At 41.8% G+C, this 18,183-nt stretch carries 14 protein-coding genes and 5 tRNA genes; 5 read left to right on the top strand and 14 right to left on the bottom strand.

The features are described 5' to 3' along the window. Positions 1–132: 132 nt before the first annotated feature. The 8 genes from clpX to OPS28_RS06920 form a co-directional block, all read right to left on the bottom strand. Positions 133–1,407, bottom strand: coding sequence for an ATP-dependent protease ATP-binding subunit ClpX (gene clpX / locus OPS28_RS06955; protein WP_265608727.1), 1,275 nt, complete (start codon positions 1,405–1,407; stop codon positions 133–135). 71 nt (positions 1,408–1,478) lie between these two features. Beyond that, positions 1,479–2,105 (bottom strand): ATP-dependent Clp endopeptidase proteolytic subunit ClpP, encoded by a 627-nt coding sequence (gene clpP, locus OPS28_RS06950; RefSeq protein WP_265608726.1) that lies wholly within the window; start codon positions 2,103–2,105, stop codon positions 1,479–1,481. Between the two features lie 100 nt (positions 2,106–2,205). Further along, a complete protein-coding gene (tig, locus tag OPS28_RS06945) occupies positions 2,206–3,510 on the bottom strand; it encodes a trigger factor (protein WP_265608725.1) in 1,305 nt (434 codons plus the stop codon). Positions 3,511–4,191: 681 nt separating this feature from the next. After that, a tRNA-Pro gene (locus OPS28_RS06940) sits at positions 4,192–4,268 on the bottom strand. Positions 4,269–4,288: 20 nt separating this feature from the next. Then, positions 4,289–4,373: transfer RNA gene (locus OPS28_RS06935), tRNA-Leu, on the bottom strand. Between the two features lie 6 nt (positions 4,374–4,379). Then, positions 4,380–4,455 (bottom strand) — tRNA-His (locus OPS28_RS06930). Positions 4,456–4,542: 87 nt separating this feature from the next. After that, positions 4,543–4,619: transfer RNA gene (locus tag OPS28_RS06925), tRNA-Arg, on the bottom strand. A gap of 26 nt (positions 4,620–4,645) precedes the next feature. Then, positions 4,646–4,722 (bottom strand) — tRNA-Pro (locus OPS28_RS06920). Positions 4,723–4,966: 244 nt separating this feature from the next. Here OPS28_RS06920 and folD point away from each other — a divergent pair. Continuing rightward, complete coding sequence (gene folD / locus OPS28_RS06915; RefSeq protein WP_265608724.1) at positions 4,967–5,821, top strand: bifunctional methylenetetrahydrofolate dehydrogenase/methenyltetrahydrofolate cyclohydrolase FolD; 855 nt, start codon at positions 4,967–4,969, stop codon at positions 5,819–5,821. After that, positions 5,818–6,348 (top strand): DUF1415 domain-containing protein, encoded by a 531-nt coding sequence (locus OPS28_RS06910; protein ID WP_265608723.1) that lies wholly within the window; start codon positions 5,818–5,820, stop codon positions 6,346–6,348. The genes folD and OPS28_RS06910 overlap by 4 nt, the downstream gene beginning before the upstream one ends. A 582-nt stretch (positions 6,349–6,930) precedes the next feature. On the opposite strand, the gene OPS28_RS06905 is transcribed toward OPS28_RS06910, so the two are convergent. Genes OPS28_RS06905 through OPS28_RS06890 form a run of 4 tightly spaced genes read right to left on the bottom strand, consistent with a single transcriptional unit; the run spans position 6,931 to position 11,432 of the window. Continuing rightward, complete coding sequence (locus OPS28_RS06905; protein WP_265608722.1) at positions 6,931–7,932, bottom strand: DUF4340 domain-containing protein; 1,002 nt, start codon at positions 7,930–7,932, stop codon at positions 6,931–6,933. Then, complete coding sequence (locus OPS28_RS06900; protein WP_265608721.1) at positions 7,929–9,773, bottom strand: GldG family protein; 1,845 nt, start codon at positions 9,771–9,773, stop codon at positions 7,929–7,931. Before OPS28_RS06900 ends, OPS28_RS06905 begins: the two co-directional genes overlap by 4 nt. Positions 9,774–9,777: 4 nt before the next feature. Continuing rightward, positions 9,778–10,512: an ABC transporter permease subunit gene (locus OPS28_RS06895; protein ID WP_265608720.1), complete on the bottom strand. Its 735-nt coding sequence runs from the start codon at positions 10,510–10,512 to the stop codon at positions 9,778–9,780. After that, a complete protein-coding gene (locus OPS28_RS06890) occupies positions 10,509–11,432 on the bottom strand; it encodes an ABC transporter ATP-binding protein (protein WP_265608719.1) in 924 nt (307 codons plus the stop codon). Before OPS28_RS06890 ends, OPS28_RS06895 begins: the two co-directional genes overlap by 4 nt. A gap of 322 nt (positions 11,433–11,754) precedes the next feature. On the opposite strand from OPS28_RS06890, the gene tsaA reads away from it, so the two are divergent. From tsaA to OPS28_RS06875, 3 genes are all read left to right on the top strand, one after another. Continuing rightward, entirely contained in the window at positions 11,755–12,474 is a 720-nt protein-coding gene (gene tsaA / locus OPS28_RS06885) for a tRNA (N6-threonylcarbamoyladenosine(37)-N6)-methyltransferase TrmO (RefSeq protein WP_265608736.1), read from the top strand. Positions 12,475–12,546: 72 nt separating this feature from the next. Continuing rightward, a complete protein-coding gene (locus tag OPS28_RS06880) occupies positions 12,547–14,256 on the top strand; it encodes a proline--tRNA ligase (RefSeq protein WP_265608718.1) in 1,710 nt (569 codons plus the stop codon). Positions 14,257–14,303: 47 nt separating this feature from the next. Beyond that, on the top strand, positions 14,304–15,143 hold the full coding sequence (locus tag OPS28_RS06875; protein ID WP_265608717.1) for an MBL fold metallo-hydrolase: 840 nt from the start codon (positions 14,304–14,306) through the stop codon (positions 15,141–15,143). A gap of 174 nt (positions 15,144–15,317) precedes the next feature. Here the strand turns inward: OPS28_RS06875 and OPS28_RS06870 are convergent, their stop codons facing one another. Together OPS28_RS06870 and OPS28_RS06865 are read right to left on the bottom strand one after the other, a co-directional pair. Further along, on the bottom strand, positions 15,318–16,145 hold the full coding sequence (locus OPS28_RS06870) for a sulfotransferase domain-containing protein (RefSeq protein ID WP_265608716.1): 828 nt from the start codon (positions 16,143–16,145) through the stop codon (positions 15,318–15,320). A 469-nt stretch (positions 16,146–16,614) separates the two neighbouring features. After that, entirely contained in the window at positions 16,615–17,784 is a 1,170-nt protein-coding gene (locus OPS28_RS06865; RefSeq protein ID WP_265608715.1) for a hypothetical protein, read from the bottom strand. Positions 17,785–18,183: the final 399 nt, after the last annotated feature.

Genomic DNA, 18,183 nt, shown 5'->3' with positions numbered 1-18,183 from the left:
CAAAAGCAAAAACACGTTGAACAGGAGGCCAATAATATTGCGGACTGGGATTAGAGCATATGGTTATTGTCTGAAAGTTGAGCATTAAAAAAGGCCGGTCGCTTGACCAGCCTTTTTAGCTCAGAAGTTTACTTACTCGGAGGCCGCTTTTTTATCGCTTTTCCCATAGATCAGTATAGGCTTCGACTCTCCTCGAATAACTGTTTCGTCTATGACTACTTTATCTACATTCTCCATCGAAGGTAAATCATACATAGTATCAAGTAAAACAGCCTCAACAATTGACCTTAAGCCACGAGCACCGGTTTTACGCTGCATTGCTTTCTTAGCAATCGCATTTAGCGCATCATCACGGAATTCCAGTTCAGTACCTTCAATAGAAAATAATGCACCGTATTGTTTCGTAATAGCGTTTTTAGGCTCCCGTAAAATTTGGATAAGCGCCTCTTCGTTTAACTCTTCAAGGCTGGTTACAACAGGTAATCGCCCAATAAACTCAGGGATCAATCCGTATTTTACCAGATCTTCCGGTTCAACCTGCTTAAATAACTCACTAATCTGCGTCTTGTTTTCTTTTGACTTAACGTTTGCGCCAAAACCAATTCCCATACCAGTGTGAGCTCGTTGCTCTATTACCTTATCCAGCCCGGCAAATGCACCACCGCATATAAACAAGATTTTAGATGTATCAACCTGTAAAAATTCTTGTTGTGGATGTTTGCGTCCACCTTGGGGCGGCACCGAAGCGACCGTACCTTCAATCAGTTTGAGTAATGCTTGCTGCACGCCTTCCCCGCTTACGTCACGGGTAATCGAAGGATTATCAGACTTGCGCGATATTTTATCGATTTCATCAATGTATACGATACCGCGTTGCGCTTTTTCAACATCATAGTCACATTTCTGGAGAAGTTTTTGAATGATATTTTCAACATCTTCACCCACGTAACCCGCTTCAGTCAGTGTGGTTGCATCTGCCATTGTGAAAGGCACGTCCAGCAATCTTGCAAGCGTTTCTGCCAGCAACGTTTTACCACTACCTGTAGGACCGATAAGCAAAATATTACTTTTACCTAGTTCAACCCCTTCATGCATATCACCACTGCGTAACCGTTTGTAATGGTTATATACAGCCACAGAAAGTACTTTCTTTGCATGTTCCTGACCGATGACGTAATCGTTCAAGTGATCATGGATTTCCTGGGGTTTAGGTAAAGCGTCCTGCTTCTGTTTCGGTGCAATCTCCTTGATTTCTTCGCGGATGATGTCATTACATAACTCGACACATTCGTCACAAATAAAAACCGAAGGACCAGCGATTAGTTTCTTTACTTCGTGTTGGCTTTTACCGCAAAACGAACAGTATAAGAGTTTACTATCACCATCACCGTTCTTTTTGTCACTCATTACTCATTGCCTCTGCCTTTCTCGAACGCTAAAAAAATAAACTACACGCGTTCAGAACTTTTATAACTATACTACTTAGTTGTCGCTGCGTCAGTTCGATTTGTCAAAACCTGATCGATAATACCGTATTCTTTTGCTTCTGTAGCGCTTAAGAAATTATCTCTATCGGTATCACGCGCAATCGTTTCATAATCCTGGTCAGTATGTTGTGCTAGTAAACGATTCAGCTTCTCTTTGGTCGACAAAATTTCTTTTGCATGAATTTCAAAATCGGAAGCCTGCCCTTGAAAACCACCTAAAGGCTGATGAATCATGACGCGGGCGTTAGGAAGACAATAGCGCTTGCCTTTCGCTCCACCCGAAAGCAAGAATGCTCCCATGCTAGCCGCCTGCCCAACACACACTGTGCTGACGTCTGGCTTAATAAAGTTCATCGTATCGTATATCGCCATACCCGCGGTGACCGAGCCGCCAGGGGAATTAATATACAGGAAAATATCTTTCTCTGGGTTTTCAGCTTCAAGAAATAACATCTGAGCGACAATTAAATTCGCCATGTGATCTTCTACTTGACCCACCATAAAGATGACATTCTCTTTTAGTAGCCGAGAGTAAATATCGTAAGAGCGCTCGCCTTTTGAAGTCTGCTCTACCACCATTGGAACTAACGCGTTTTTTATATCAAAATTATTTGTCATAGCGACTCTGGATTCTTCTCTTTAAAAAACAAAAATGCTCGGAAGTATCCGAGCATTTAAGCAGTTGCCGACAGGCAAAGTCAATGAGTGGTTACAAACTTTAAGCTTGTTTGTTCATAACCTCGTCAAAATCTTTATTAACATCGGTGGTTTTCGCATTTTCCAATACCCACTCGATAGCCTGTTCTTCAAGGGCTACATTGCGCATTTGCTGCATAAGCTCTTGATTGTTTTTGTAGTAGTCGATCACTTCTTGTGGATCTTCATACGCTGAAGCAGAAGATTCGATTAATGCTTCAACTTTACTATCATCAACTTTAAGCTCGTTTTGCTTAATAATTTCGCCTAATAGTAAACCAATTGTGACGCGACGCTTAGCATTGTCTTTAAACAAATCAGCTGGTAATTCAGGCATGTTTTGACCACCGCCTTGCTGACTGAAACGCTGTTTAGCTTGATCACGCAATACATCGATCTCTTGATCAATCAATGCTTGAGGTAGATCCATTTCGTTCTTTTCTACCAATTTAGCGATAACATCTTCTTTCACTTTTGCTCGTAGAGTGTGATCGAGTTCACGTTGCATGTTCTTGCGAACTTCAGCTTTAAGCGCTTCTACACCGCCTTCTTCAACACCGAACAGTTTTGCAAATTCGTCATCAACTTTCGGTAGTTTTTGACCTTCTACTTTCTTCACGGTAACCGCAAATACAGCATCTTTACCTTTCAGCGCTTCTGCATGGTAGTCCTCAGGGAAAGTTACTTCGACCTTCACGTCGTCACCTGCTTTAGCACCAACCAATGGATCTTCAAAGCCTGGAATCATGCGGCCTTTACCAAGCTCCAGAGTGAAATCTTCAGCTTTACCACCGTCGAACTCTTCGCCGTCTATCGTGCCAACGAAATCAATTACTAAGCGATCATCTTTCTTTGCTTTACGCTTAACTTCTTTCCATTCAGCATGTTGCTTTTGCAATGTTTCCATCATGTTATCTAAATCAGCATCTGTGATTTCAACCACAGGTTTTTCGATTTCGATTTCATCAATGCCTTGAACTTCAACTTCCGGATATACTTCAAAAGCTGCGACGAACTCAAGATCTTCACCATGCGCATCTTTGGTTAATTCAAACTTTGGCATCCCAGCAGGGTTGATTTTTTCCTGCACGATAGCTTGATAGAAGTTTTGTTGCATAACGTCACCAGCGACTTCCTGGCGAACAGCTTGACCATAACGTTTTTGAATAACGCTGACTGGCACCTTGCCAGGACGGAAACCGTTTATACGCTGCGTTTTTGCTAATTGCTGTAGGCGTGCCTTAACTGCAGAATCCACTGTATCTGCCGGAACAGTAATAGTAAGACGACGTTCTAAACCCTGGGGCGTCTCGACTGTAACTTGCATTATTTTACCTCAACTGTACGCCTATGATGACGTTTACTTTCCACCCTCTCACCCGAATCGTCAGTACACTATAACTCACGTTTTGAGACAGGCCAGAGGTCTCGATAGAGCAGCGAAATAATCAACCGCCCATACTCATTGGTTAAAAAAAGACGCGGTAGTATACAGCCAGGTGTAATGAGAGTCGAGAGTAAATGCAGGATTTGTATTAAAACAAAACTGGGTAAACGAGGAATCAATGGTTTATCCCACTTATACGCCCTTAAATTACAATCAGCGCATGGGGTTAATCGGATATTCTTAGCTTTTTGGTTGAAATAGCACAGCTCCTATTATTTTCAGTAGGAGGCGTAATGCTTACTATCGTTTACCTTTCCGTTCGCTATTAAGCGATACCCTTTCATACTGCCTTAGCGGTATCACAATTGACTATTATTTTGTTGATGAAATCTTCATCAACCTGATAGTGATTCTCCCACTTCCCCTTGACGACGGGTAAGTTATATCAAAGAGAAGCCAGACAATATTGAGTATTACCACGCGATGAACAAAGCATACAATGCCTATGCAATTGGACCAGAAAATTTTTTACGTTATACGAGGATAAGCTTATACGCTGGTCAATCTCGGGAAAAAGGCTGGGATCAACCGTTTTGCGTTTCCAAAAATATAAGGCTGGAATGGTCGGTGAGACAGGATTTGAACCTGCGACCCCTTGTACCCAAAACAAGTGCGCTACCAAGCTGCGCCACTCACCGAAGAGAAATCCAGAAAATAATGGTGCGGAAGGAGAGACTTGAACTCTCACGCCGTGAAGCACTGGAACCTAAATCCAGCGTGTCTACCAATTCCACCACTTCCGCATAAAGTGGGGTGGACGATGGGACTTGAACCCACGACAACCGGAATCACAATCCGGGGCTCTACCAACTGAGCTACGCCCACCATAGAGGTGCTGTGAAGTATACATTAATGTATCTCTTTCACAATTACTATCTCGCAATCACATCCGGTTGCTTTTGCCATTTAGAATGGCGCGTCCGGCAGGATTCGAACCTGCGACCCACGGCTTAGAAGGCCGTTGCTCTATCCAGCTGAGCTACGGACGCCCGGCGAATCTTCGCGTGCGAAATAGTGGTCGGTGAGACAGGATTTGAACCTGCGACCCCTTGTACCCAAAACAAGTGCGCTACCAAGCTGCGCCACTCACCGATTGTAGGGGTGTGAACTTCACTACCGCTACGGGGGGCGCATATTACCGACTTGACCTACCCTCGTCAAACACTTTTTTAAACAAAAAAACCATCCGCTCATTTCGTCGTCAAATTGATGTTTTTTTGACTGCCGTAGCCAGCCTTTTTTTTACAGATTTATTCAGGGAGTTTTGGCATGATAACGAAAGTTATGAAACAATAAGGACTGACTCCTTTCCATTTGAATTCAAAAAAAATCAACTATGACTGCCCATTTAATTGACGGTAAATTAATTGCCAAACAAGTTCGGGAAGATGTTGCTTCCTACGTAGATTCATTAAAAAAAGCCAATAAACGACAACCCGGCCTGGCAGTAGTTTTAGTGGGGCGGGATGCCGCCTCGCAAGTTTATGTTGCGAACAAACGTAAGGCCTGCGAGGAAGTAGGCTTTGTTTCCCGTTCATTTGACTTGCCTTCGGATACGTCGCAACAAGCGCTACTTTCACTCATAGACGATTTAAACGCAGACAAAGAGATTGATGGGATTCTGGTTCAGTTACCCTTACCTGCTGGTTTTAATGCCGAGCAGGTTTTAGAACGTATTCAGCCACATAAAGACGTGGATGGTTTCCACCCCTATAATATTGGCCGACTTGCTCAGCGTATACCCGCGCTTAGACCTTGTACCCCCAAAGGCATTATGACCATGATAGAAGCCACGAAACGTCCTATCAAAGGATTGGATGCAGTTATCGTTGGCGCTTCTAATATTGTTGGTCGTCCTATGGGGCTAGAATTACTTTTGGCGGGCTGTACCGTGACCACATGCCATAAGTTTACCCAGGATTTGCGCAGCCATGTATCGCGCGCAGATCTATTGGTCGTTGCCGTCGGTAAGCCTAACTTTATTCCCGGAGATTGGATTAAACCGGGTGCCATCGTCATAGATGTGGGTATCAACAGACTTACAGATGGGTCCTTAGTTGGGGATGTTGAGTTTGAAAAAGCCAAAGACAACGCAGGTTGGATCACTCCGGTTCCCGGGGGCGTAGGCCCCATGACGGTAGCCAGTTTGATTGAAAATACATTGGAAGCTTACGTCAAATATCACTCATGAGTATTAATGCCGTAAAGCAATGGCTTGACGAAATTGTGATAGGGCAAAATTTTTGCCCTTTTGCCCGTTTTGTTCGCGACAACGAACAAATCCGTTTCATTGAAAGTTCTTCTAACGTAATAGAAGATGCGCTGTTAACGTTGCATAAAGAAATTCACTTTTTGGAGAATAATCCCCATAGCGCTACGACACTTATCGTGTTTGCGAATGGCTTTGATGATTTTGATGACTATCTCGACCTTCTGGACCTGTCAAACGCATTAATAGAACAGTGGGGGTATGCCGGTCAGTACCAGCTCGCCAGTTTCCATCCTGACTATGAGTTTGAAGGCGAACCAGCCCACTCTGCCAGTCACTTTACTAATCGTGCTCCCTATCCAATTTTACATCTATTAAGAGAAAGGGATATTGAATCTGTCTTAGCGCACTACCCTCATCCGGAATCAATCTATGAAAATAATAAACTAAGAAGCCAGGAATTGGGGATATTATGGTTTAAGCAAAAGCTAGCTTCCTATCGAAAATAGACAACGCTTCATTTTTGTATCACTTTCCATAAATATGCAGCTAGCTTTGCGGGAGTCGAATGTGTCTACGTAAGGCATGCCAATGAAGGGATGCCGTGGCCTTACATATCGATGTACCGGTGAGTGAAAGTGTTCTTTATTCTATCGGGGAACGCTGCTTTTTAAACCTTTACACAGCTTCAATCCAGCCCGGTCTAACCTTATCAAATCTATGCCACCAGTATTGTCAAAAGTCGAAAATCTCTCGTGCGGAATGCACACATTACTGATTTTGGGCATTACGAAGGCAGATCTATTCGTTTTATCTATATGCGCTCTTTCCAAATACATTCGAGCCAAATTAAAACACATGAAACTGAACAACCGAGGTAAATTACGAACAGGAGTGGCGTGAAAGCCCACCACAAAAACCCATTAGTTTGGCTCTAACATAAAACGTTGATCACCAATTTTTTGCTACGTCAAAAAACTGTTCGAGCCATTAATGCGGTCTTTTTACAATAGTTCCTACCCTGCATACATGCATAACAACCCGCTGCAAATCACACAACGAAGGTAAACCTTTGCTATTTAACGCCAAATTTAGTCGTCACCAGATTCGGCGGGTTTGACGATATCGGTTCTACCCGTCATGTAACTTTTGGTCGTAAATTCAGATAATAAAAATACCCAATCACTTACCCAGCTAGGGTTATCAGGCATGCTAAACCATACCTTGTGACTGCCTTGATCATTTGCCTGGGTCATATAAGCAAAGACCTGGCTATGATCCGCTAGGGTAAAAGTAATATCGCCGATCAAGCGTTCCTCTTCCCACTGATTCTCTACATATGGAATAACACTATCATATTTTAACGAAGTCAGATCTGCTACTGTCTGGCTTATCACGCCGGGATAAATAAGCTTTTCATTGTCTTGCAAATCAGTTAACTGCCAGGTTACTTCTTCCGGACCAGGCCCTTTTACAAACTGAACGGGTTGATTATCTCGATACCTTACGACCACTTTTACCACATCCTCTTTTGTGAAGGGCAATATCCGTTTAGATAACCAGTCGGTTGGACCTGATGGTAAATTGAAGGTTTGATCAACTAGCAAGCTAGTTTTATTTCCGGCAGTCCGAACGTATGTTCCTAATCCATTAGACGCTTCGTTGCCGATAATCACTCTCCAGCTATGCTTGCCACCCTTTAGTAAAAGGCGAGTTGACTGGGCATCTTGTTTGGTTATCTCTTCCACGCCAAGACGGTGATAGTACTCTGGATTAGCGGTTTTCCTTTCTACCACTTTGGCCTGACTTAGTGACATCATAAGTGCCGCTAAGGCGTCTTTGTCAACTGGAAAACCAAGCCTCGGATCTAAATGCGTCGCCAGCCATTTTTCCTTTTTTTGATGCGCTTTGAATACGGTGCCAGTAGAATTTACGACTTCGATTTCGTCAACAGATCCCCCCTGCTCACCAAGGTTATCTAACCACAATGACTGCACTGTTTGATCTGGTTGTTCTGAGTAAAAGTGAAGCCAATATACCGTAGCCGATGTTACCACGACCAAAGAAATCAATATTACCAGGCGAATATTCATTGGCGACCCGCCGTCCACTGTTTACCTGCGCGTCGGCGCAATGCGGAGGCTGCAAGATATAGCAAGCAAACCAACACAACTGGTGCGGCGGCGGTATTAGTAAACTTTAAGAAATTACCCAAGGCATCAATATCTCGTTCAAGCTCATAGCGCACCTCTCTTAATTTTTTTCGAATTTCTACCCGTTGTTGGACAAACTCATCTATGGTGTCTTGCTGCTCACTGGTCATCACCAGAGATCCAGACTGATCTTGCTGCCCTTGCAACTGTGCAAGTCTTTCTTCCGTTTGCAGTAATTGCTGTTGTAAAAGTTCTTCCTGCTCCCTAAACCGCTTTTCAGCTTTAAGCTCTAAATCATTAACAGTAGTAAATGGTCTAACAAATGAACCACGGCTACGGATACTAATTAGGGCGTTACTGCCTGCCATGTTTTCTACCAGATTAGTAATAAAATCACCATTATTTGCAAAAGGTGTGTAAACAGGCTGGCCAAAAAAGTTGCTTTGCTGAACCCAGTAGCGATCCGCTAACAAGTCAGAATCTGCCACTACTACCAGCTTCATTCCGTTAGTGTTGGCAATGTGTTTGTGTTCGGTTTCTTCCGGCGCGAGGGAATAAGCAGAATTAGCTTTACCTGTTATCTTACCGGCGACTATATAGGTGTTCGAAGCGTTTCCTGTCAATCTTTGTAGTGCTTCTGGTGAAGCTTGTTCTAAATACAATAGCGCATCAACTTCAGTGGCATTTGTAGACGTCTTAATTATGGGTTGCAACGATAATTCTGTCTCATTTGACAACGAAATTGCGCCCACTGAAGCGCCATTTATTACTTCTAGGTTTGCCGTTGTGACATCTTCGCGATCAAGATTACCCGCACCCAATCCAAGGATACCTGGGTGCTTAACAACTCCTCCCGATTGTGAGCGAATGTCTAAGCCAATCTTAGGATCTAAAATAATATTATTCGACACCCTCACGCCCCATTTCTGGAGTAACGCCGTCGACGAACGATTAGGCTCTATTGCCCCCATCATTGCCATAGGATCTGACTCATAATGGGGATCGACAAAGGCGATAATTCTGCCGTTATTCATAGCAAATTGGTCTACTGCATAGGAAAGTGAGGGTGACAAGTCTTTGGCGTGGGCTAGTATCACCACATCGGTTTGTTCTGGTAGGGTTGTAGCGCTTCCAGCAATCACCTCTGTATAAAATAACTGCGATAGCTGCTCATAAAAGACCATTGGCCCGGTATACTCACCAGTCATTGGATTCTGACCACCACTTACAGGTAAGTCTGTGATCAGAGAAACCTTAACCGGCTCGGGATCACTAAGCTGATAGATGAGTTTGGCAATGTCGTATTCGAGAAACTGTTCTTTTAGAGGGTCAAAGAAACTGATGGAAAACTGGTCATCAAATGCATTCGTACCGGCCAATCCAAAATAAACAGACTCGCCTACCGCACCTATGCTAGCAGCCGTCAGCCCGAATTTGCTGGCTTGATCTTCCGCTTCAGAAAACGGTTCAGGGTCTATGACTTTAAGTACCACCTTGCCATTCGCAGACTGAGCAAACTCCTTTAACAAGCTTTCCACTCGGTCCGCATAATTACGTAAGCTTGTCATGCCCTTACTGGTAGTATCTGAAAAAAAGAAGTACAAAGTCACGGGTTCATCTAAGTCTGAAAGCACAGCTTTGCTCCCTTCAGAGAGGGAATAAACTTGGTTTTCAGTTAAATCAACTCTGAATCGCCCCAATAGTTGATTATTGACTATGACCAAACCGACGAATAGAAAGGTCAACAAGGTTAAACTAGCAATTGCTGATACTCTGTTCATTTTGTTAGTCTGCCTTTTTCTGCTCAATAATAATTAGACAAGCGTACAACCACAGTACCGTCAAAATAGCAAAATACCCGACATCGTTTAATGCCAGCACACCTTTTGCCATAGCTTCGAAATGTGTTAAAAAGCTGAATGACGCGATAGTATCAATAATCAGATTTCCCGCCCAATGTTGAAAGGCGTCCAGCACGATACTGGAACCGCATACGACAAATAGGAAGCAAATGACAATCGCCAGAATAAATGCCACAACCTGGTTTTTCGTTATCGCTGACATGCACATGCTAATAGCTAAAAAAGCGCCAGACATGATCCAACTTCCAATATAGGCCGCAATGATAATACCGTTGTCTGGATCACCAAGGTAATTCACTGTTATCCATAAAGGAAACGTTAAACTTAGTGATAGCCCTAACACTCCCCATGCAGCCACAAACTTTCCAATCACAGCTTCAGTAGCGGTAATGGGTAGGGTCATTAACAATTCAATTGTGCCGGACCTGCGCTCTTCTGCCCAGCTTCTCATTCCTATTGCAGGCACTAAAAACAAGTACAACCAAGGATGAAAGTTAAAGAAGGGCAACAAATCTGCCTGACCGCGATCATAAAAATTACCTACAAAAAACGTAAAGACACTGCTCAGCATTAAAAAAATTGCAATAAATACATACGCAACGGGGGACGCAAAAAAACTACTGAATTCACGTTTAGCAACTAACCAACTGTTTCTCATGCTACTTCCCCACTGGTTATTCTTCTAAACACTTCATCTACCCTGCCCTGTTCTACAAATAATGCATCAACTGGCAACTTACGGTGATGAATGTAGTCAGTTACCGGCCCTAATATATATTTATCAGGTTCGGGAAAAAGTGTTACTTGCCCGGTAGTACGATTAACTTCCATATCTGCTACACCTTCAAGTTCTGCGAGCCCAGAAATATCGGCCGCATAACTTAATGTCAGGCTAATGGCGTGATAGTAACGAGATTTTTGTTGTAATTCTGTGGGCGTGCCATCGAAACGTAACTGACCTTTTGCAATAATCATCACCCTATTACAAACAGAGGTGACTTCTTCGAGAATATGTGTAGAAATGATAACCAGCTTTTCCTGGGACAGCCGTCTGATTAATTCTCTGACTTGATGTTTTTGATTAGGATCTAAACCATCTGTCGGTTCATCCAATATCAATATCTGGGGATCATGTATGATAGCCTGAGCAAGGCCCACTCTTCGTTTAAACCCCTTAGATAAATTATCCATTGAACGATTGAGAACCGTTTTTAACTCAAGTTGCTCAACCACTTCAACGATGCGTGATTTTTTTATTTTCCCTTTCAGCTCTCTGACATCAGCAATAAAATGCAAAAACTGGAAAACAGTCATATCTCCATAAACGGGGGATCCTTCTGGCAAATAGCCTATTTTCTTCTGCAATAACTTGGCATTTTGGTCCATTGGCAAGTTATCTATTTTCACCTGACCATTTGACGGGGATAGAAAACCTGTCAGCATTTTCATGGTGGTAGACTTGCCTGCACCATTTGGGCCTAAGAATCCCACTATATCACCTGGGGCAATCTCAAATGACAAATCATCAACTGCGGTGAAGTGATCAAACGTGCGAGTCAAATGCTTAACCGAAATCATAGGTAAACTTTTCCATTTATCTGTCGCAAAAACACTATGTTTTGTGTGAACTCGAGTACGACACTCAAGAACTGATAATTAAGTCGCATATTGTGGCATAGACGATAATTTCAATCATCTGAAATCCAATGTTTATTAATTGTGTGAAAAAATTGGCTAGGGGATGTAGATAACACGCTTCAAAAGTGGGTTGGTAAGTGTATTATTGGAACACAAAGCATATTGCAGCGTTAGTCTGATAAAGGTCTACAACTAACATACTTATATTTTCTGATAATAATATGACAAACTTTACTAATTGCTTTTTGATTTCCCATTGAATATGCACCATCACCACATTACGCCTATTGGCGAAATTCATACGCCTTTCCAACAGAAGTTTGCGATCCCCCGGCAGCCCAACCTGGCGAATGCGCTAGGCCAGATAACGTTTAACGCCGAGATTTTTCACCCCGAGATGTTAAGAGGAATAGAGCAGTTTTCGCATTTGTGGTTAGTGTTTATCTTTCATCAGACACTCGATAGAGGGTTTAAACCTTTGGTGAAAGCGCCTCGACTAGGGGGTAATAGGAAAACGGGTGTTTTTGCAAGCAGAAGTACACATCGACCAAACAACCTGGGGTTATCCGTCGTCAAAAATGCAGGTATAGCCACGATTAATGGTGAAACAGTCCTCCACGTTCGGGGGGTGGATATTTTGCATGGAACGCCTCTTGTTGATATCAAACCTTATCTTCCTTACGCAGATTGTATAAGTGAAGCTCGCGAACAATTGACATTAGCCGCCGATATCCCGAGTCGTAATGTCCAGTTTTCTGAAGGAGCCACAAATACATTAGCTAAATTCGTGGGTAGATATCCTGACTTACATGAGTTGATTGTGGACGTTTTAAAGCAAGACCCACGCCCGGCGTACAAGCAAAAAGAACATAGCGATCCGAAAATATACAAAGTTCAACTGTATCATTTTGATATTCACTGGATGGTAACTGATGCAGAAGTAGTCGTAACCGACATCGTTGAGTTATCTTCTCAACCATAAATCTATTTTTATGCTTATCTGATACTGCTAGAATAAATAAAACTACTATTACCAACAGGATGATACGCGGGAATGCGCACTAGCCAATATTTATTGTCAACGCAAAAAGAGACGCCGGCAGATGCTGAAGTCGTTAGTCACCAACTTATGCTTCGAGCGGGAATGGTAAGAAAACTAGCCTCTGGTTTGTACACCTGGTTACCCACTGGGCTTAGGGTGTTAAACAAAGTATCTGAAATTGTTCGCGACGAAATGAATAAGGCAGGCGCATTAGAAGTCTTAATGCCCGTAGTTCAACCTGCTGACTTATGGCAAGAGTCGGGGCGCTGGGACGAATACGGCCCTGAGTTATTGCGCATTCAGGATAGACAGCAACGGGATTTTGTACTTGGCCCGACTCATGAAGAAGTTATCACCGCATTGGTTCGTAACGAAGTTAGTAGCTACAAACAGTTGCCACTAAACCTGTATCAAATTCAGACTAAATTTCGCGATGAAATCCGTCCCCGTTTCGGTATTATGCGCGGACGTGAATTTACCATGAAAGATGCCTACAGCTTCCATCTAGAGGAAGAGTGTTTAGATAAAACTTATCAAAACATGTACCAGGCTTATTCAAATATATTCACTCGTATGGGTTTAGACTTTAGGGCAGTTATTGCTGACTCAGGCGCAATTGGTGGCAGTGTGTCCCACGAGTTTCATGTGCTGGCTAAATCGGGTGAAGATGCGATTGCATTTTCTAATGAATCCGATTATGCCGCTAACGTTGAAATGGCGCAGGCGATTAAACCACAGTCACCATCAAGCGGACAGATAGACGCGACTGAAACGGTGACAAAATCAAACCAGCAATCACTGGAAGAATTTTACCAAGCGCAGGGGAAAACGTCGGCCAATGCACTGAAAGTCTTAATTGTGAAAGCAGCATCTGAGTCCGATGAAGAAAACGACAATTGGATAATGTTGGTGCTGCGAGCCGACCATAAATTAAACGAAATCAAATTGGAAAAAACGGGTAAAGTTGCTATTCCTGTGACCTTTGCCAGTGAAGAAAAGGCCACAGCATTAGTGGGTTGTAGTCCCACGTCAGCTAACCCTATGTCAGCCAAACTACCGACTATTGTAGATCACAGTGCTGCTGCGTTACGCAATTTCATTTGTGGTAGCAACCAGCCGGACACGTATTTTACTAACGCTAACTGGGAAGCTGAACCTGATTCCGTTGACATCCGCGATGTAGTAAGTGGTGATCCCTCACCGGACGGAAAAGGAACACTAGAAATAAAACGGGGAATTGAAGTCGGTCATATTTTCCAATTGGGTACAAAGTATTCGGAAGCCATGAACTGTGGTGTGCTAAGTGAAACAGGAAAACACCAAACGTTAATGATGGGCTGTTATGGTATTGGTGTTTCTCGAATTGTCGCAGCAGCTATAGAACAAAACCATGATAAATTTGGCATTATGTGGCCAGACACTATCGCGCCGTTTAAACTCGCTATCATCCCAATGAACATGCACAAATCCCATCGGATTATGGAAGTAGCAGAATCACTTTACGAACAATTAAAGCTGCGTGGTATTGATGTTTTATTTGACGATCGTAAAGAGCGCCCAGGTGTAATGTTTAATGACATGGAATTAATTGGTATACCTCATTCCATTGTTATTGGTGAAAGAAATTTAGATAATCAGCAAGTTGAATATAAAAATCGTCGCACTGGCGAAAAGTCATTATTGGATTTGGATACCATCGAATCCTTTGTCGCGACATTGTAAAACATAAGTAGCAAATCAGCGCTTGAATTAAGCGACTGGGAGGACACATGCAGTTAACCTTTTATGGCGTAAGAGGTTCGATCCCAACTCCGGGTGGAGAGTATGTACGCTATGGAGGTAACACTGCATGTGTTCATATCTGTCTTGAAGATGAGACTGATCTCATCATTGACGCAGGGACAGGTATTAGAAAGTTGGGTAACGAACTAATTAAGAAGCAGTCACCAATTTATATTTTGTTAACCCACAACCATTGGGACCATATTCAAGGTTTTCCGTTTTTTTCACCTATCTATCAAAAAGGTCGTGAAATAAATATTACGCCGGGACAAACTTCTCCATACGAACCCGATCAGATTTTAAAGCAAATGCAGGGTTCTGTGTTCCCCGTGCCTTCAGATGCATTAGCGTCGAATATAACCCTTAAAGAATTACCTGAGAGTACAAATAGTTGGGTACTAGGCTCCGCTAAGATTTCTCGTCTAATGATTAATCATCCAGGTAAGGGCAATGCATTTAGTATTGTCGATAAGGGGAGAAAAATTGTTTATATGACTGACAATGAACTTTATCCGCCTTATAAAAAAGATACAGAATTTTTGACCTTTGTGAAATTTTGTGAGGATGCTGATCTGCTGATTCACGATGCGCAGTATATGCTTTCAGATATGCCTGCAAAATTGGGTTGGGGGCACTCGGTTGCAGAAGAAGCTGTTAAGCTTGCTATTGCCGCCAACGCAAAGCAACTAGCTCTTTACAGTCATGACCCTGACAGAACAGATGAAAAAATTGATGCTTTAGTTGAACACTGCAATCAATACATCAAAGTGGCAAAATCTGATCTAACACTGTTTGCTGCATATGAAGGACAGGTATTGAAGTTTTGAAGCTACGGCTATAGCTACACGAAAGACGGGGCCTCTAGGTGCCTGAAGCTGTATATCGACATCTTCTATCTATTCTACTTTTTACTACTTTTTACTACTTTTTTACTTTTTACCTCATCTGAAGCAGTCTATGCGGAATCAATTTAACGCAAAGGGAAATTGAAAAGTAAAACGTTAGATTCTCCATAGCTCTCGAGTCACCGGAATATTATTAAAACAATAATCGTAAACTTCAGAGTAATAATCTTTAACTAAAGAATCTTCTAAAGTCGCCTCAACTGAATTACGAGTTTTATTCACCCGTACTTGTGCATATTCATAATTTGGATCTATACCTAAAAACTCGGATAATCTTGCTATTTCTTGGGCCGTGAACATATTTTCATAAACACCCACGTAAATGTTAGTATCTGAGAACACTTTCTGCGCTTCTGAAATAATGTGATTGTAACGGGTTCGAAGTTCGCAGTGTTCACTATGATAGTACTCTTTTAAAGCCTGATTAAAATCAGTCACTCCAGAACTAATCCCCTCTTTATAATTAGATTTATCTAAATTAAAGCGGACCGCGCTTTTGGCTCTTGAAAGTGGCTCTCGTAACAGAATGACAACTTTCAGTTCGATTTCTCGTACGGCAAATCTTTCTTTTATCTGTGATAACCGTTCAGAAGTTAGACCACTGTAAGACGGTGTGATGTCTGCCGCCAACCACTTTTCTTTTGAATACAAAGATGCAAAATAATCAAAATAGTAATCGGGATTATGTTGCATGTTGTAGCGATAAGAGTCACGCGTTGCTGCTTTCTCAAAACCAAATGAAAAAAACGGTTTCTTCACTTTCCACTGGTCAAGCGCATCCAAATCGAGCGCATCCCAAATATGATATTCCTTCGTAAAACCTTCCTGAAAATAAGGAGATTCACTAAGGTACTTGTAAAGCCAGGTTGTCCCGCATTTCTGATGTCCTAATCCCAAAACGAATGTTTTTTTTCTATCTCTCATAAACCTACTCCCTATATGCAGTTTGAGAAACTGACACTTACGCTACTTTCTGTCTTTTTATAATCAACTTAGCAGAGGAATGTTAATGATTAAAGAACAACCCTTTAAAAATATGTTAATTTCGTGATTCTCTTAAACAGTCTATATGGGTCGAAGGGGATAAAATAACGTTATACCGACGATCGGGACGTACAAGCCATACTATGAACGCATAAATACTATACCCTCGTAAAACAACGCGTTTGTACAATTTTGCTTTTTCATGAACATCTTCAGGATAGTTCAAATCATTAACAGATTTATCGGCAATTCAGGCTACTATTGGCATTCGTTACCCATTTTCACACGCCAAAAATGCCATCTGCACCGATTTTTTCATTCTTAAATTTAAACTGTCACCATTGAGAGTGTTATTCAAAAAGCATTCAATAATGACCAAATACAATACTGAGGTATGAGCTAATAACCTTCAGAAAATAGAAATTTCCAATTTATACAATTTATTCAGTCCATCGACCTCTTCGAAGAAAAGCTTAAGCATATACTTACCATTATCAATTTCTAATATGTCATCGAAAAAGAAACCCCTGTTCTCTACTATCGTATTCACTTCTTCTTCAGACTGTCCTGAAGCGAATGGCCCCATTTCCCACCCTGATGATTCAGCGCTTTTAGAAAGACCTGGATCCACCACTATCTTCTTTATATATTCGCCAACTGATTCAACCAAAATAAGTGGACTGAGTAAGTAAACTTGTTCTTCTTTGTATTTACTCATTTGCGCTAAGGGATCGAAATCAAATTGCGATAATCCCAAGCTTTGCGGTTCATCTAGCGACGTAACCAAATTGAAAATAGACGCTAGTATTTTAGTGTTATTAGTCTCATCAGAACGTCCAACCTTTGAGGGAGAATAATCTGTCGAGAACAAACTAAAACCTGTTACTTGCGATTGCGAATATTTCTGATTATTTCTAAGGTAGGTTGTGGTGTGGATAGTTAACGCCCCTTTTTCACCTTTGTAATGGAGCTGGTTCTTATCCTCATCATGTATTTCGAGTAACGTATTTTTATAAAGTGACTCGGAAATTTTCCAACGCCTGTCGGTAAATCGGTCGTCAAACGGAATATAATTTTTGAGTGTATTTGATACTTGCGTGTTCGGGTACTCCACTTTTTTCAATTTACCATTTTGAAATGTTAACCAATGATTACGACCATAACTCAACAGCGTTGAGTCATCTGCTAACATCATTTCAAATGAGGGGGTACCAAATCGTTCTTTTACTTCGTTAATGCGGCTTTGCAATGGAATTCCGTATATTCCTTCATTCACACTGACGGTGAAATTGTCACCTAACTCGGGCTGTTCGAAGGACTTTTCATTCTCAATTTCGATAACTATTGGCTCTATTTCGAAACTAGACGTTAGCTCATTCTGTAACTTCCCCATTTTATTGAAAGGGGCGATTTTCTCATCCATCTGGTCAGAGAGGACACACTCATCCAAAGCCTCTGCTGTAAGATAAATATAATGCCTTCCGCTATTCTCCTCCTTAATTTTTTTGTCGGTAATTACAATGTATTTAGCATTTACGTCTCTACCCTGTCTATTGAGCTCTACGAGAAGTTCGTTCATGGATTCTGCATAGCGATTTCTCAAGCTTACTTTTAGATGAAGGTTAATATAGCTTTTAGCAGATAGATTTTTAATTATTGTGTAGTCACAGGCAGGGTAATAATCCACTATCAGGGAAGGTGATGTTGTCCTGGCATCAACGTGAAATATGATGAGTAATAGTGTGATAAAAAGGCTAAGTTTATGTTTCAATACCATTTGTTCATACAATTATTCCATTTGAAGAAACATTAAGCGAAAATAAACAACCAAGCAAATAGTTAATTGATATTTTTCCCCATACGCTTACTTCGAGAGTTCTTCTTTTATTAGTCGATATTCCTTAATTCAATAAAATGCGGCGTATTGCGTTGTATAAATCATCAGATCTTTCTTGGACAGGATCCTAGACGAACGGCA

Origin of the sequence: Alteromonas sp. ASW11-130 (assembly GCF_026183735.1) — a bacterium.
Classification (GTDB): Bacteria; Pseudomonadota; Gammaproteobacteria; order Enterobacterales; family Alteromonadaceae; genus Alteromonas.
The sequence above is the reverse complement of the archived record's forward strand: the minus strand, read 5'-3'. Positions and strand labels throughout refer to the sequence as shown.

What these genes read in the sequence shown, in the direction of transcription:
- clpX (WP_265608727.1), bottom strand. Translation starts at nt 1,407, where the DNA reads ATGAGTGACAAAAAGAACGGTGATGGTGATAGTAAACTCTTATACTGT.
- OPS28_RS06880 (WP_265608718.1), top strand. Translation starts at nt 12,547, where the DNA reads ATGCGCACTAGCCAATATTTATTGTCAACGCAAAAAGAGACGCCGGCA.
- tsaA (WP_265608736.1), top strand. Translation starts at nt 11,755, where the DNA reads ATGCACCATCACCACATTACGCCTATTGGCGAAATTCATACGCCTTTC.
- clpP (WP_265608726.1), bottom strand. Translation starts at nt 2,105, where the DNA reads ATGACAAATAATTTTGATATAAAAAACGCGTTAGTTCCAATGGTGGTA.
- OPS28_RS06865 (WP_265608715.1), bottom strand. Translation starts at nt 17,784, where the DNA reads ATGAACGAACTTCTCGTAGAGCTCAATAGACAGGGTAGAGACGTAAAT.
- OPS28_RS06870 (WP_265608716.1), bottom strand. Translation starts at nt 16,145, where the DNA reads ATGAGAGATAGAAAAAAAACATTCGTTTTGGGATTAGGACATCAGAAA.
- tig (WP_265608725.1), bottom strand. Translation starts at nt 3,510, where the DNA reads ATGCAAGTTACAGTCGAGACGCCCCAGGGTTTAGAACGTCGTCTTACT.
- OPS28_RS06875 (WP_265608717.1), top strand. Translation starts at nt 14,304, where the DNA reads ATGCAGTTAACCTTTTATGGCGTAAGAGGTTCGATCCCAACTCCGGGT.
- OPS28_RS06890 (WP_265608719.1), bottom strand. Translation starts at nt 11,432, where the DNA reads ATGATTTCGGTTAAGCATTTGACTCGCACGTTTGATCACTTCACCGCA.
- OPS28_RS06900 (WP_265608721.1), bottom strand. Translation starts at nt 9,773, where the DNA reads ATGAACAGAGTATCAGCAATTGCTAGTTTAACCTTGTTGACCTTTCTA.
- OPS28_RS06905 (WP_265608722.1), bottom strand. Translation starts at nt 7,932, where the DNA reads ATGAATATTCGCCTGGTAATATTGATTTCTTTGGTCGTGGTAACATCG.
- OPS28_RS06895 (WP_265608720.1), bottom strand. Translation starts at nt 10,512, where the DNA reads ATGAGAAACAGTTGGTTAGTTGCTAAACGTGAATTCAGTAGTTTTTTT.
- folD (WP_265608724.1), top strand. Translation starts at nt 4,967, where the DNA reads ATGACTGCCCATTTAATTGACGGTAAATTAATTGCCAAACAAGTTCGG.
- OPS28_RS06910 (WP_265608723.1), top strand. Translation starts at nt 5,818, where the DNA reads ATGAGTATTAATGCCGTAAAGCAATGGCTTGACGAAATTGTGATAGGG.